The organism is Agreia pratensis (genome assembly GCF_900177685.1).
In the GTDB taxonomy this organism is placed as follows: Bacteria; Actinomycetota; Actinomycetes; order Actinomycetales; family Microbacteriaceae; genus Agreia; species Agreia pratensis.
The window spans coordinates 83,163-97,609 of sequence record NZ_FXAY01000008.1; the positions used below are offsets into that span (position 1 = coordinate 83,163).

A 14,447-nucleotide genomic window follows, 5' to 3' on the forward strand; every position below is an offset into this window, starting at 1 on the left:
AGCTTCCGTGGAAGGTAATATGGACTCATGCCAGAAGACCCGCCGCGACCCGACCTCGACCATGTGGCACGCATCCAGAAGGAATGGGCGCGGGAGCGACCCGATGTCGATGTGCGTCCACAGGGAGTCATCGGGCGGCTGCACCGTGTGGGCATGCATCTCACCGACTCCATCCTCGAGGTCTATGCGAAGCACGGTCTGGGTGAAGGCGAATTCGATGTACTCGCCGCGCTTCGCCGCGCGGGGCATCCATACGAACGCGTCCCCGGTGAGCTCGCGGCGCACACCATGGTCACCACGGGGGCGATCAGCAAACGGGTCGACCGGCTGGAACGCGCCGGACTCGTGGCGCGGCGGGTCGATGAGAACGACAGCCGCTCGCGTGTCGTCGCCCTCACAGAGAAGGGTCGGGCGCTGATCGACGCCGCGTTCACCGAGCACATGGAGAACGAAAAGGAGTTGCTCGACGGCCTCACCGAGCAGCAGACAGCGCAGCTCGAAGAGCTTTTGACGACATGGCTCGCCCGCTTCGAGGGCTGAGCCGGCATCCGGCCGACGGCTAGCACACTCTCGCCAGCCACCGGAGCATCAGCTAGGCGGGAGATAATCGACTATGCCTACAGTGAACGCGTTCGCCGCGACCTCAGCCAGCGGACCCCTCTCCAGAACCACCATCGAGCGCCGAGATGTCGGCACCAAAGACGTCTTGATCGAGATCGCCTACTCCGGCATCTGTCACTCCGACATCCACACCGTGCGCGGCGAGTGGGGTGACATCACATACCCGCAGGTCGTCGGCCACGAGATCGTCGGAACCGTCACCGAGGTCGGCTCCGAGGTCACTCTGCACAAGGTCGGCGACCGCGTCGGCGTGGGCTGCATGGTCAACTCGTGCCGCGAATGCGAGAACTGCATCGCCGGCGAGGAACAGTACTGCCTCAATGGAAACACCGGCACCTACGCCTCTGTCGACCGCGATGGCACCATCACCCAGGGCGGCTACTCGACCCACATCGTGGTCGTCGAGGACTTCGTGCTGCGCGTGCCGGAGGCGATTCCCTTCGAGAAGGCCGCGCCATTGCTGTGCGCCGGCATCACCACCTACTCGCCCCTCGCCCACTGGAAGGTCGGCCCCGGATCACGAGTCGCCGTCGTCGGCATGGGCGGACTCGGCCATATGGCCGTGAAGATCGCCCACGCCATGGGCGCCGAGGTCACCGTCCTTTCTCAAAGCCTCAGCAAGCAGGAGGACGGTCTGCGTCTCGGTGCAGACCACTACTACGCCACGAGCGACCCGGCGACCTTCGACAAGCTCAAGAACACTTTCGACCTCATCGTCAACTCGGTGAGCGCGAAAATCGATATCAACGCGTACCTCTCGTTGCTTCGACTCGATGGAACTCTCGTCAGCGTCGGAGCGCCGCCCGAGCCTCTGCCCGTGCAGGTCTTCAGCCTGTTCGGCAACCGACGCTCGTTCGCGGGTTCCGGAATCGGCAGCATCCGCGAGACCCAGGAGATGCTCGACTTCTGCGCCGAGCACGGCATCGCACCCGAGACCGAACTCGTCGCCGCCGACTACATCAACGAAGCGTACGAGCGCGTGCTGGCATCAGATGTGCGCTACCGCTTCGTGATCGATGCGGCGACGCTGGCCTGATCGGCCCGACCGACGACCGACCTGTGCCCGGCCCCTCCGCATAACGCGGCGGGCGCCGGGCACATCGACGTCATCGCGAGGAAGCTCAGTGAAGAACCGGACTACTCGCGGTACTACGTTCTCGCACGCCACAACAGTGGATGAGGAGCGAACATGACAACTGGCTCCACGAGCTCGACCGGGTGATCAAGCATCATCCCGAGATCAGGTCTCGTTACGCAAACCGCGGCATCTCGACAGTGACGACGGAGCCCGATCCCACCCGCTAGGCCACTTCGGCCGCGACCCTGGCCGGGCGTCGGCGGGCCGCAGCTCCCACGCCCGCACGGCGCAGGGCTGCAGCTATCCCGATTCCTCCTGCGGTCCCGGCGACGCAGCTCGCCAGGGTCAGCCCGAAGAAGGCGATCTGCACCCCCAGAGGATAGGCATCGAGGTTGAACGACTGGCGAGCCAGAATCGGATACGCCACGCCGACGACGACAGCGCCCGCGTAGTGCTGCCAGAGTGACCAGAATCGATAGCCCACGAGGAGGAAGCCGACCTCGGCGAAGAACGCCCACCAGACGTTCGTCGCCACTGTCGCGAAGCCGTATCCCGAGAACGGGGCGAGCACCAGGCCTGAGATGATGCCCACCAGCAGTCCTGCGCCGGGGCGCTGGATCAATCTCAGCGCGATGACGGCCGGCAGCAACCAGAGGCCAGCGATGGCAACAGAGAAGAACGGCACCGAGGCGTAGAGCGCCGTCGACAGCCAGTTGGCGGGGGCGAGGAGCAGTCCACCCGCGACGCCGAGCACGGCGCAGGTCAGCAGGTAGGCGGTCGAGGCGCGTTTCATGGTGTCGTCTTCTCCGATCGTGCCGTGTCGAGGCTCGACTTAGGCAACCCTAACTTAGCGGGGATGTCGGCGGTGCGCGATACCGTGTCGCCATGAATGCGCCGTCTCCGCCACTGGCTCCCTCGTCGAGTTCCACGCACTGCGGTCTCATGGGACTCCTCGGAGCATGTGGTGCCCCCGTTCCACCCGGAGCCGAGCTGAATCTGTGCCTTCGGCATCACCTCGCCGCCTACGACTGGGTCTCTCGAGACGTCGGGGTCACCGACGTGCTTCCTTCGCCCTGCCTGGCGTGCGGCTCGCGGCTCGGCGTGCGCTACCCATCGGGTTGGCTGTGCGCCGTGTGCGAGTGGAAGGTGGGCGACCTACCCGACGGGATCGTCGCATCCACTCGCCTCGACGTCGTCTACTACCTTCGGGCAGGCCAGCGCATCAAGATCGGAACGTCTGCCAATCCACGCGCCCGCCTCGCCCAGTTGAGCTTCGACGACCTCCTGGCCTTCGAGCGCGGCAACCGACTGCTCGAGCAGCAGCGACACTCGCAGTTCGCCGCCCACCGCATCGGTCGAGGCGAGTGGTTCGATACGAACGACGAACTGCTCGCGCACATCGAGCTTCTCCGTGCAGGAGTCGACGATCCGTGGAACAGCTACAGCCTCTGGGTCAGCGAGCACCTCGCGACGCATGGCTGACCAGCGCTATCACGACCGATCGTGCGTGATCGTCGCCGTCGTCACGGCCGGCGCGTCCGAACCGAACAGGTAGTCTCCTCCGGTCAGCCGCACCGATGCCGTGGTCTGCTTGTGCGCGCACGAGCTTCCCACCCACAGCTCGACGTCGCCGGGCTCGACGACCCGAACGAAGTCGCGATTCGTGAAACCGAGCCGCGCGGAAGGAACGTCGAACACCACTCGCGCCTGCTCGCCCGGCTCGAGGTCGACGCGCACGTAGCCGAGCAATTGCGCAACAGGACGGGTCACGCTTGCGACCACGTCGTGCCCATAGATCTGCACGAGATCGCTCCCCGCACGTTTTCCCGTGTTACGAACGAGCACGCTCGCCCGGATGACACCGTCGGTCGGCACATCCCCGTCGACTCGCAGGTCCGTTCTATCGAAGGTCGTGTAGCCCATCCCGAAGCCGAAAGCTCGCACGGGTGTGCTGTCTGAGCTGGTCACGTCGTTGGGTCCGCCGAGGAGCGGATGCAGGTAGCTGTACGGCTGCGCTCCAGCGGAGCGCGGAAGCGAGACCGGCAGGTGGCCAGAGGGGTGCGCGTCTCCTGCCAGGATCTCGACGAGAGCCGAACCGCCCTCCTCCCCTGGAAAGAACGACTGCACCACCGCTGCGGCGGCGCCTCCGCCGTCGAGGGCCCACCCGATCGCATACGGACGGCCCGAGAGCACCACCATGACGACGGGCGTTCCCACGGCAATGACCGACTCGACGAGTTCACGTTGGATACCTGGCAGCTCGAGCGATTCCACATCGTTGCCTTCACCGACGGTTCCACGCCCGAAGAGTCCGGCACGATCCCCCACAACGACGATGGCGACGTCGCTCGATCGAGCGGACTCCACGGCTGCCGCGATGCCCGAGCGGTCGTCGCCCTCCACCGCGCATCCCTCGTGACGATCGATCCGCGCGTCCGGATACCGCGCGCGAAGCTCCTCAGCCACGGTCGGAATCTCGAATCCGAGCGGCACTCCGGGGTGGTGAGCGAGTACGTGGTTGGCGAACGAATAGCAGCCCATCAGGGCCTCGGCACTGTCGGCGTTCGGACCGATCAGGGCTATCTTCGCGGGAGCGCCGAGGGGCAAGGTCGAATCATTCGACAGCAGCACGATCGACTTCTCCGCGAGTTCACGCGCGATCGCACGGTGCTCGGTGTCGTCGAGATCGATGGATGCGGGGGGCGAGTCGAAGGTGGCGTCGAGCAGACCGAGTTGCTCCTTCTGTGACAGCACCCGCAGAACTGCGCGATCGACGAGCCTTTCCGGAGTCCGCCCGTCTCGAACACGCTCGGCGAGGGGCGCGAGGTAGGCGTCCCCGCTGGGAAGCTCGACGTCGATTCCCGCCTCGAGGGCGAGGTGCGCCGCGTGGCCCTTGTCGGCCGCGACGGCATGCATCGTCTCGAGGAAAGCGACAGAGAAGTAGTCCGAGACGACGACACCGTCGAAACCCCAGCGATCGTGCAGGATGCCCGTCAGATAGTCCGCGGTCGCCGCGACCGGTATCCCGTCTATCTCGGCATAGGAGTTCATCACGCTGCGAACGCCGCCCGAGCGCAGCGCCATCTCGAAGGGCGGCAGAAACACGTCTTCGATCTCACGTCGGCCGACATGCACCGGTGCATGGTTTCGGCCGGACTGCGAGGCCGAGTAGCCAACGAAGTGTTTGAGCGTCGCGTGCACCCCCGCGCCCTGGAGTCCGCGCACATATGCCGTGCCGATCGTGCCGACGACGTAGGGATCTTCGGCGATGCATTCGTCGACACGCCCCCAACGCGGGTCTCGAATGACGTCGAGCACCGGAGCCAGCCCCTGGTGCACCCCGAGTTCGCGCATGGAACGGCCGATCGCGTGACCCATGCGTTCGACGAGCTGCGGATCGAAAGCCGCACCCCAGGCCAACGGAGTGGGAAAGGTGGCGGCTTTCCACGCGGCGAGGCCGGTCAGGCATTCCTCGTGCACGAGAGCGGGGATCCCGAGCCTGGTCTCGGTCTGCAGCCGTCGCTGTTCAGACCACAACCACGAGGCGCGCTCCGCGGGCTCGACCGGGCGCGTTCCGTAGACCCGGGTGAGATGCCCGAGTCCGTGCACCGTCGCATCCTCGTACCTGGCCGACGACGCCATCTCGCCAGCCATAGGCGCGACGACCTCGTCGCCCTGGTCGACCCAGAACCCCACGAGTTGCGCGAGTTTCTCGTCGAGCGTCATTTGCGACAGCAGCTCGAGCACACGGCTCGATGCCTCGGGAGTCGCCGCGGCCAACTCCACGTGATCGATGCTCATGCCCTCAGCCCTTGACCGCGCCGGTGAGTCCGCCGACGATACGGCGCTCGAACAGACTGAAGAAGATCAGCGCGGGAATCATGGACAAGGAGGTGAACGCCAGCACCTTGGCCGTGTCGACCGCGTATTGCGAAGCGAACGCCTGCGTCCCGAGCGGCAGGGTGAAGGACGACTCGCCGTTCAAGATGAACAGGGGTAGGAGGTAGGCATTCCAGCTTCCGATGAAGGCGAGGATTCCCACCGTGATGACTCCCGGCAGAGAGAGTCTCAGCACCATGCGGAAGAAGAAGCCGAGCCGGCCCAGCCCATCGATCGCCGCCGCCTCCTGCAACTCATTCGGGATAGCGGCGAGGAACGGCACCAAGACGATGATCGTCAGCGGCAACGCGAAGGCGATCTGCGGAACGATCACGCCGGCAAGGGAGTTCGTCAGACCCAGATCGCGTACGAGGATGTACAGCGGCGTGATCGCGACCGTGAGCGGAAACATGAGGCCGGCGGTGAAGAGCCCGTAGACAACACCCCTGCCGCGGAAGGCATAGCGTGACAGGCCGTAAGCGGCCATCAGACCGAGCGCGACGACGAATGCCGTCGTGCACACCGCGGTGATCGTCGAGTTGAGCACCTGGGTCCAGAACGAACCGCTGGCGAGGACGCTGCCGAAGTTCGACCATGCCCAGGCCTGCGGGAATCCCGATGGATCGACCGTGATCTCGGAGTTGGAGCGGAAGCCGCCGAGAATGATGTACGCCACAGGGGCCAACATCAGTCCGACGAGAACGAGCGCTACGAAGTAGGAGACCAGGCTCGAACGCCTGCTCTGTTCCGATACGCGCCTCTTGGGGCGGGGTCGGGATGCGACGGGTGCGGCGATGGCCATCAGTGTGCGCCTCCGGTAGTGGTGACCGCTGAATCGCGGCGAAGAATGAAGCGCTGATAGAGCAGCGCGACGACGAGTGAGATGAGAAAGATGACGACCGCGACGGCATTGCCGTAGCCGTAACTGCCGGAACTACGACCGTTGGCCACCATGTATGTCGCCATCGTGGAGGTGCCGGCAGTTCCGGCCACGTACTGCCCCCAGACGATCCAGACGAGGTCGAACAGTTGCAGCGAGCCGATGATCGACAGGAATGCCCAGATGCGGACGGTCGGACCCATGAGCGGCAGAACGATGTAACGCTGAACCTGCCAGTAGCTGGCGCCATCGATGCGCGCGGCTTCGGTGATCTCGTCGGGGATCCCCTGTAGGCCGGCGAGGAACAGGATCACGGCGAATCCGACGTACTTCCAGGTGATGATGACCAACAGTGTCCAGATCGCGGCGCCCGGATCGCTCAGCCAGTCAGTGGCGAGGCTTCCGAGGCCCACCTTCTCGAGGAGACCGTTGAGCGCGCCATTGGACTGGAGCATCAGGCTCCAGCCGAGACCGACGACGACCTCGGAGATGACGTAGGGAACGAAGATGAGCACCCGGATCAGCGACTGGAAGCGAAGCCTGCGGTTCAGCAGGAGCGCGATTCCGAGCGCCAGGGGCCCCTGGAGCACGAGCGACATCACGACGATGAACGCGTTGTGGCTGAGAGCCTCGAGGAATGCCGGATCGGTGAGGATCGTGACGTAGTTGCGCAGCCCGACGAAGTCGGTGGCCGCTCCGTAGCCCGACCAACTGAAGAATCCGTAGTATGCCGCCAGCGCCACCGGCAGTATGACGAAGGCGACGAAAACGACGAGTGCGGGACCGATGAGCAGAAGCAGCTCTGCACGCTTGGGCCAGCGAGAACGCGCTCGTGGGAGCGCGCCCGCCGGGGGCAGCGCCGGAGCGCCTCCCCCGACAGGGCTCCGGCTGCCCCGCGCAGCTTCTTTCGTGTGCGTTTCTTCGCGCAGGACAGCCATCGTTGCTTCTCCTAGGACTTCGCTGCGGCGGCGTTCACTGCGTCGACGATGCTCTGAGCATCGCCCTTGCCAGCGAACATGTCGACGACGGCCACGTTGAGCGCGTTACCCACGTTCTGTCCGTACAGTGTGTCCAGCCACACGCTCACGTAAGGAGCGTTGTTGTAGGCGGCCAGCACGTCTTTCAGAGCGGGGTCGGAGACACTCGACTGGGCCTCGGTCGATGCGGGCAGGGTCTGGAACGCGGTGGCGTACGCCTCCTGGTTGGCCTTCTCTGCGATGAAGTTCAGGAAGTCGACACACTCTTTCGGAGCATTGACCCAGCAGCTGAAGCCGTCGACGCCGCCCATCATGGCGCCGTTCTCTCCGTCGCCGCCCGGTACCTCGGGGAACGGGAACCACTTGAGATCGGCAAGCGGCTTCTCGTCGGGGGTGAGGGATGCGATCACTCCCGGATCCCACGCACCCATCAGCTCCATGCTGGCCTGCTTGTTCGCGAGCAGGCCGGCCGAGGAGCCTGCACCCTGCTGCGCGGACGTGGTGAGGAATCCATCGTTGAATGGCTCCGTCTTGATGAACTTCTGCAGGTTTTCGCCCGCCTTCAGCCAGCAATCGTCATCGAAGCTGCGGCTCGTGGCTGCTTTGTTGAGCACATCCTGCGAGCAGGCACGAAGCGCGAAGTTGTAGTACCAGTGGGCTGCCGGCCACGCATCCTTTGCGCCGACGGCGATCGGGGCGATGCCCGCGGCCTTCAGCTTCTCGTCGGCGGCCTCGAGGTCGCTGATCGTCTTCGGGGTGTCCGTGACCCCCGCCTGAGCGAACAGATCCGACGAATAGAAGAAGCCGGAGGGCAGAACCGCCGTGGGAACTCCGTAGTTCTTACCGTCGATCTCGAAAGCCGACAGGCTGTTTCCGACGGCCTTCTTCGTTGCGTCGCTGAGTCCCGCCGTGAGATCCATCGCCTGACCGGCCTTGACGACGTCGGCGAGCTTGCCGCCACCGCGCGCCATGAAGATGTCCGGAGCATCGCCCGAGTTCAGTGCGGTCTGGAGCTTGCCGTCCATCTCCTCGTTCTGGATCGACTGGAGCTTGACGGTGACGTTGGGGTTCGCTTTCTCGAACGCCGCTGCGGTGTCGTCCCAGTACTTCTTGCCGTCGCCGGTCGTGGAGTTCTGCCACATCGTCAGCGTGACTTTTCCGTCGGACGAGTCGCTCGATCCGGCGCTGCATCCACTGAGCGCGAGTGCACCCAGGAGAATCGCGGCCGAGCCAGCGACGAATTTGGTGAGTCTCATGTGATTCGAACCTGCTCTCTTCATTGAGGGGGCGGCCGCGGCAGTGCGGGCGCTTTGCTGGTGCACGGGTGGTGCGTCGTGCCGTCCCACCGAGTACTCGGATTCATCAGGATCCGAAGCAACGCTGTCTGGTCGGGCGTGATCAGTGTGCGTGAGTCGATGGGGGCCGTCAAACGTTTTCGAAATCATTTTCGCACGCCTCGTTTCGGCACTAGGCTCGGCCCATGATGGCGAGGGCGACAATCCACGATGTCGCTGCGGCGGCGGGCGTTTCCGTCGCCACCGTGTCGAAGGCGGTCAACGGCAGGTACGGCGTTTCACCGGGAACCACCGATCGCGTTCTCGAGGTCGTCGCGGCGCTCGGGTACGAATCGAGCCTCGTCGCGAGCAGCATGCGTTCGCGTCGCACCGGGGTCATCGGCGTGCTGGTCGCCGGCTTCGAGCCGTTCAGCGCCGAGGTATTGAAGGGTGTCGCAGTCGGCCTCCGCGACTCGCGGTACGACCTGCTCGCCTACAGCGGATCACGTCGCGGCGAAGGCGACGGCTGGGAACGTCGCTCGCTGAGCCGCCTGAGCGGCACCCTGATCGACGGGGCGATCATCGTGACCCCGACGATCGTCAATGTCGCAGCCGATGTGCCCATCGTGGCCGTCGACCCGCACACGGGTCGCGCCGACCTGCCGACCGTCGAAGCCGATAGCCGCGGCGGCGCATTCGAAGCCACCACCTATCTGATCAGCCTCGGGCATCGGCGCATCGGTTTCGTATCGGGCCGCCCCGACCTCAAGTCGTCGCGTCTCCGCGACACGGGCTATCGCGAAGCTCTCGCCGCGGCATCCATCGCCTTCGACCCCACGCTCGTTCGCGTCGGTTTCTACGAGGCCGACACGGCACGCCGTGCGGCCCAGGATCTCCTGACTCGAGACAACCGGCCGACGGCAGTGTTCGCGGCGAACGACCTATCGGCGATCGCCATCATCGAGGTTGCGCAGTCGCTGGGCCTGGCGGTCCCCCGCGATCTATCGGTGGTCGGCTTCGACGACGTGCCCGAGGCATCCCGGCTCGTTCTGCCCCTCACGACCGTTCGCCAGCCGATGCAGAGCATCGGTCAGGCTGCCGCACGCATGCTCACCAGCCTGATGGACGGTGAATCCCTGGCATCGACGCATGTGCTTCTGCCGACACGACTCGTCGCGCGCGCCACCACCGCACCACCCGCCTCCGCGTCGAGCTGAGGCGCGTCAGCCGGCGCGGCGTCCGGAGAACAGGGCGTGCAGCAACGGAACCGCCGAGACCGCCATCAGCACTGTGCCGAAGACCACGTCATCTGAACGCACCAGCGCGCCGGCTATGAGAAGAGCTCCGAAGAGCATGGCCGACACGAGCCTCCTCGCCATGTGCTCGAGGCGAATGACCCGTCGCTCCAGCCCCGGATTGGCGACGGCCACCGAACCATCTTCGATGCGCGTCACCAGGCCATCGATGCGCTTCGGAAGATTCACTGCGACAACGGCACCCTCGAGCGCCTTCCGCCCCAGGTCGCTCACCACGTTGCCTCGCTCGTCTCGAATCAACTGGGCGGCGTAGGGCTCGACCGAGTCCCAGAGGTTGAATGACGCGTCGAGCGCGCTGCACACACCCGAGGTCAGCGACATCGCACGGATGATCAGTAAGAAGTTCTCGGGCAGTTGGAAGGGCAGCGACCTGACCACATGTCCGAACTGATCGGCGAACTCGCGGAACTCCCGTGGATCGACCTCTCGGAGCTCGGCGAATCCCATGCCGCCGAAGCGGGCGAACAGCTGCGTCATGGCGCGCTCGAGTTCCCGAGTGTCTGCAGACGGGAGCAAGACGCCCACGTCGCGGATCGCATCCACCAGGCCCTTGCCATCGCGTGAGGCGGCGGCGATGAGCAGCTTGCGAAGCCCGCTGCGGGTGTTCGACGGAACCTCGCCCATCATGCCGAAGTCGATGAACGTGAGCGTGAAGCCCTGCTTGCCGGTCGTCTCAGATACCTGACCCGTGGGCGTGACGAAGATGTTGCCGGGGTGCGGATCGGCGTGGAAGAAGCCGTTCGTGAACATCTGATCGAACATGACCGCGGCGAAGACCGGGGCCACATCGGCGGGATCGATGCCCGCCGCGTGGAGGGCCGCCGCGTCGGTGATCTTGATGGCCGTGACGTCCTCGAGCGTGAGGACCCGGCGGGTGGTGCGCTCCCACACAATCTGTGGAACGGAGACGCGTTCGTCGCCGGCGAAGTCCGCGGCGAACCTCTCGGAGCTCGCTGCCTCGTGCAGGTAGTCGATCTCCTCGAGGCTCGTCGCCGCGAACTCCTCGACGAGGGCGGGCATGTCGACCCGATCCGAGACGAGCCGCACGTGACTCAGCCATCCGCCGACCTTGCGTAGTGCGGCCAGGTCGACATCGACGATCTCGTCGATTCCCGGTCGCTGAACCTTGAGCACGACTCCGGTGAGTCCTGTGTCGGCTGCGGCCGTCGGCGCGAGCATGGCCCGATGGGCCTGGCCGAGGGATGCCGCGGCGACCGGTGTCTCATCGACTCGCGCAAACGCCGCGTCGAGCGGCACGCCCAATTCGGCCTCCGCGAGCGCCCGGATCGCAGCGAAGGGAACGGCGGGAACCTCGTCTTGCAGGCCCTCGAGTTCTTTCGTTATCTCGGGGGGAAGCACATCGAGACGCGACGACATGAATTGGCCGACTTTGATCATGAGCCCGCCGAGGTCGACGGCCAACACGTGGAAGCTGCGCGCGAATCGCTGCATGCGCCGCGTGCGGGTGCGCTCGGCAATCTTCACCAGCCCGATGCGCGGCAAGAACAGCTCGAACCACCACGTCACCGCCAGATGCCAGGCCGAGAAGCGCAGGATGCGGCGGTACCGCGCGCGGGTGTTGCCGGCGCCGGACGAGAAGTCTGCCCGGGCCGGCCTGAGTGACGACACTCGGTTCAGTCCTGGGCGAGGATCGAGTACAGGCGTCGACGGGCATCTTCGAGAACGGCAACGGCCTGCTGCACCTGCTCCGGTGTTCCTGTGCGCCCCACCTGCGCAGCAGCCTGGGCGAGTTCGATACCGGCCTTGGGAAGAGCGCCGAATGCCGGAGCATCTTCCTTCGCATCGGTCGTTGCCCACGGGGTAGACGTGCCATCGGTGTCGACGACCTGGCGACCCGCGTCGGTGAGCGCGTAGGTCTTGCGACCGTTCGACTCCTCGGCGCTCACGAGCCCCTCGTCGGCAAGAAGCTGCAGGGTCGGGTAGACGCTTCCGGCACTGGGCTTCCAGCTTCCTCCGGACCGCTCCTCGATCTCGCGGATTATCTGATATCCGTGCATGGGCTGTTCGGCGAGCAGCGAAAGAACTGCCGCGCGCACGTCGCCCTTGCCCATACGCGTTCCCGCTCCGGCCTTCTTCTCGAAGGTGGCGCGCAACTGCTCCATCGCCTGCCACATGCCGTCGGTGTGACCACCGAGATTTCCGAAGTTGAACCCGCCTGCGGGGAATGAGTTGCCCATGATGTCCTCCAAATAGACTCGCGAACGATACTCAACGATATATCGTCGAAGCTGACAGGCGACTCCGTATTCGACACAATTCCGACGGCGGCGATTCGGGAATTCTCAGCCCTTCTCGCTCTTTTCGAAGTAGAGCGACAGGAAGATCGCCATGGTCGCGGCACCCACTCCGACGGCCACACTTTCGCCGGTCGTGCGGTTGCGACGGAGAAACGCCGCGCCGGCTGCAGCGTTCAGGGCACTCCACACCACGTTCACCGTCGGCGACGAGAGTCCGCGGCCGGGCGGACGCGCGAACGGCGACGGAAAGCGCCTGCCCTGCACTCCGGCGATGCCGTGCGGCACCGCGTTGACGAGAAACACACCGGCAGCGAACTGCCTCAGGACCGTGGATCGTGACATGGGTCTTATTCTGCGCCTTAGGTGCGTGCCGACCGCGACGCGGATGGGTGAGAGTCTTGATTCAACGCCCCCCGCGAATCTCCGCTCTGCCGAAAGTTGCACCGTGACCACCTCTGCCACCACTCCTCCGCGCCCCGCTCGAACCTCACTCGTGCGAACCGCGTTCCGCATCGCGCTCGGCCTGTTTCTCCTCCTCGCGGGCGTCAGTCACCTGACCGTCAACCGCGTGGCGTTCCTGGCGCAGGTGCCCACCTGGCTGCCGATCGACGGCGACGTCGTGGTCGTGGCATCCGGCATGGTCGAAATCGCGCTCGGCCTCTCGCTCGTCGTGCTGGGCCGCTACCGCGTGCAGGTGGGCTGGATCGTGGCTGCGTTCTTCGTCGCCATCTTTCCCGGCAACATCTCTCAACTGGTCACGCACACCGACTCCTTCGGCCTGAACACAGACCTTGCCCGATCCATCCGACTGCTCTTCCAACCGCTGCTGGTGATCTGGGCGCTGTGGTCGACCGGGGCATGGCAGTCATGGCGTGCACGCCGACGTCGTCCGGCACATCACGACAGCCAATAGACTCCGGGTCATGCGCCTCGGAGTAATCGATGTCGGGTCCAACACGGTCCATCTCCTGGTTGTCGATGCACATCCCGGGGCGAGCCCGGTGCCCTACCGTTCCCAGCGATCGACGCTGCGGCTGATGCGCTACCTGGATGCTGACGGCGCGATCATCGACGAGGGCGTTCAGCGCATCGTCGCCGCCGTAAAGGAATCGGCCGAGACTGCCCGAGACATCGGGGTAGACGACCTGATCTCCACGGCCACGAGCGCGATCCGCGAGGCGAGCAACGGCGAAGAAGTGCTGGCTCGGATCGCGCGCGAGACCGGCGTCGAACTGCACGTGCTCTCGGGTGAAGACGAGGCGCGCATCACCATGCTCGCCGTACGGCGCTGGCTCGGCTGGTCTGCGGGCGAGATCCTGCTGTTCGACATCGGTGGCGGGTCGTTCGAGATCGCCCAGGGCGCGGACGAGTACCCAGACGTGCAGGCCTCGCTCCCCCTGGGCGCCGGTCGAACGACGGTCGGATTCCTGGCGCAGGATCCGCCTCCTCCGGCGGATATCTCCCGGCTGCGCGCACACGCCCGGGCTGAACTGACGCACCTCCGAAAGGAGCGTTTCGCAGACAGGCCCCGCCCCAAGCGGGTCGTCGGCACGTCGAAGACGATCCGATCTCTCGCGCGGCTCGTCGGTGGTCCGCCCGATCCGATCACGGGCGACCTCGCGCAATTGCACTACGCGGGTCTTCGCGAGTGGGAGCCCTCCCTGCGGGCCATGACCGGAGCCGCCCGCGAGCACCTGCCCGGCATCACTCCAGAGCGGGGATATCAGATTCTCGCGGGTGCGGTCGTGCTCCGCACGGCGATGAAGGTCTTCGACGTTCACACGATGACGATCTCGCCGTGGGCCCTGCGTGAAGGAATCGTTCTTCGCTACATCGATGCGCTCGACGGGCGCGAGAGCCTCTTCAGCACCCGAGGCTCGTCACCCGGGGCCGAGAAAAACCTGTGAGATCGTGGCGCTCGTCACTAATGTGTGATCCATGAATGATCCGAAGAACCCTGTTCCGACCTCATTGGCGACACGACGCTCGATCGCAATCACATTCGTGATCATGGGAATCCTGATGGGCACGATCGGCTTCGTGCTCGATCTCAACGGTGGCCCGTCAGCGTTGCACGTTCTGACCTGGGTCGGCGGCGGCCTCTTCGGTTATGGCTTCGTATCGCTCATCTACGTGCGGCGCGGCGCCCTGAAGTAATCGATGC

Annotated in this window: 15 protein-coding genes; 7 read left to right on the forward strand and 8 right to left on the reverse strand. The window is 65.3% G+C overall.

The features are described 5' to 3' along the window. Nucleotides 1–27 precede the first annotated feature (27 nt). Nucleotides 28–540 carry a MarR family winged helix-turn-helix transcriptional regulator gene (locus tag B9Y86_RS17005; RefSeq protein ID WP_085488316.1) on the forward strand — a complete coding sequence of 171 codons (513 nt, stop codon included), beginning with the start codon at nucleotides 28–30 and terminating at the stop codon, nucleotides 538–540. A 73-nt stretch (nucleotides 541–613) separates the two neighbouring features. Continuing rightward, entirely contained in the window at nucleotides 614–1,657 is a 1,044-nt protein-coding gene (locus B9Y86_RS17010) for an NAD(P)-dependent alcohol dehydrogenase (protein ID WP_085488318.1), read from the forward strand. A 265-nt stretch (nucleotides 1,658–1,922) separates the two neighbouring features. Here B9Y86_RS17010 and B9Y86_RS17015 read toward each other — a convergent pair whose 3' ends face one another. Then, a complete protein-coding gene (locus tag B9Y86_RS17015) occupies nucleotides 1,923–2,492 on the reverse strand; it encodes an ECF transporter S component (RefSeq protein WP_085488320.1) in 570 nt (189 codons plus the stop codon). Between the two features lie 92 nt (nucleotides 2,493–2,584). Between B9Y86_RS17015 and B9Y86_RS17020 the strand changes: the two genes are divergently transcribed. Next, a complete protein-coding gene (locus B9Y86_RS17020; protein ID WP_244894820.1) occupies nucleotides 2,585–3,181 on the forward strand; it encodes a GIY-YIG nuclease family protein in 597 nt (198 codons plus the stop codon). 9 nt (nucleotides 3,182–3,190) lie between these two features. Here the strand turns inward: B9Y86_RS17020 and B9Y86_RS17025 are convergent, their stop codons facing one another. The 4 genes from B9Y86_RS17025 to B9Y86_RS17040 are packed head-to-tail and all read right to left on the reverse strand — an operon-like array spanning nucleotide 3,191 to nucleotide 8,691. Beyond that, nucleotides 3,191–5,500 (reverse strand): beta-xylosidase/alpha-l-arabinosidase, encoded by a 2,310-nt coding sequence (locus tag B9Y86_RS17025; protein ID WP_085488324.1) that lies wholly within the window; start codon nucleotides 5,498–5,500, stop codon nucleotides 3,191–3,193. 4 nt (nucleotides 5,501–5,504) lie between these two features. After that, nucleotides 5,505–6,380: a carbohydrate ABC transporter permease gene (locus tag B9Y86_RS17030; protein ID WP_085488326.1), complete on the reverse strand. Its 876-nt coding sequence runs from the start codon at nucleotides 6,378–6,380 to the stop codon at nucleotides 5,505–5,507. Next, nucleotides 6,380–7,396 carry a carbohydrate ABC transporter permease gene (locus B9Y86_RS17035; RefSeq protein ID WP_085488328.1) on the reverse strand — a complete coding sequence of 339 codons (1,017 nt, stop codon included), beginning with the start codon at nucleotides 7,394–7,396 and terminating at the stop codon, nucleotides 6,380–6,382. Before B9Y86_RS17035 ends, B9Y86_RS17030 begins: the two co-directional genes overlap by 1 nt. Nucleotides 7,397–7,407: 11 nt before the next feature. Next, entirely contained in the window at nucleotides 7,408–8,691 is a 1,284-nt protein-coding gene (locus B9Y86_RS17040; RefSeq protein ID WP_085488330.1) for an extracellular solute-binding protein, read from the reverse strand. A 224-nt stretch (nucleotides 8,692–8,915) separates the two neighbouring features. On the opposite strand from B9Y86_RS17040, the gene B9Y86_RS17045 reads away from it, so the two are divergent. Beyond that, nucleotides 8,916–9,926 (forward strand): LacI family DNA-binding transcriptional regulator, encoded by a 1,011-nt coding sequence (locus B9Y86_RS17045; protein ID WP_085488332.1) that lies wholly within the window; start codon nucleotides 8,916–8,918, stop codon nucleotides 9,924–9,926. A gap of 6 nt (nucleotides 9,927–9,932) precedes the next feature. Here the strand turns inward: B9Y86_RS17045 and B9Y86_RS17050 are convergent, their stop codons facing one another. The 3 genes from B9Y86_RS17050 to B9Y86_RS17060 all read right to left on the reverse strand — a co-directional run bounded on the left by B9Y86_RS17050 (nucleotide 9,933) and on the right by B9Y86_RS17060 (nucleotide 12,625). Further along, nucleotides 9,933–11,654: an ABC1 kinase family protein gene (locus tag B9Y86_RS17050; RefSeq protein ID WP_085488334.1), complete on the reverse strand. Its 1,722-nt coding sequence runs from the start codon at nucleotides 11,652–11,654 to the stop codon at nucleotides 9,933–9,935. A gap of 5 nt (nucleotides 11,655–11,659) precedes the next feature. Beyond that, complete coding sequence (locus B9Y86_RS17055; protein ID WP_085488425.1) at nucleotides 11,660–12,223, reverse strand: PadR family transcriptional regulator; 564 nt, start codon at nucleotides 12,221–12,223, stop codon at nucleotides 11,660–11,662. A gap of 105 nt (nucleotides 12,224–12,328) precedes the next feature. After that, a complete protein-coding gene (locus tag B9Y86_RS17060) occupies nucleotides 12,329–12,625 on the reverse strand; it encodes a hypothetical protein (protein ID WP_085488336.1) in 297 nt (98 codons plus the stop codon). Between the two features lie 103 nt (nucleotides 12,626–12,728). On the opposite strand from B9Y86_RS17060, the gene B9Y86_RS17065 reads away from it, so the two are divergent. From B9Y86_RS17065 to B9Y86_RS17075, 3 genes are read left to right on the forward strand one after another with little or no spacing between them, the layout of a single operon-like run. After that, nucleotides 12,729–13,196 (forward strand): DoxX family protein, encoded by a 468-nt coding sequence (locus tag B9Y86_RS17065; protein WP_085488338.1) that lies wholly within the window; start codon nucleotides 12,729–12,731, stop codon nucleotides 13,194–13,196. A 10-nt stretch (nucleotides 13,197–13,206) separates the two neighbouring features. Continuing rightward, nucleotides 13,207–14,190: a Ppx/GppA phosphatase family protein gene (locus B9Y86_RS17070; protein WP_085488340.1), complete on the forward strand. Its 984-nt coding sequence runs from the start codon at nucleotides 13,207–13,209 to the stop codon at nucleotides 14,188–14,190. Nucleotides 14,191–14,221: 31 nt separating this feature from the next. Continuing rightward, on the forward strand, nucleotides 14,222–14,440 hold the full coding sequence (locus tag B9Y86_RS17075) for a hypothetical protein (protein WP_085488342.1): 219 nt from the start codon (nucleotides 14,222–14,224) through the stop codon (nucleotides 14,438–14,440). Nucleotides 14,441–14,447: the final 7 nt, after the last annotated feature.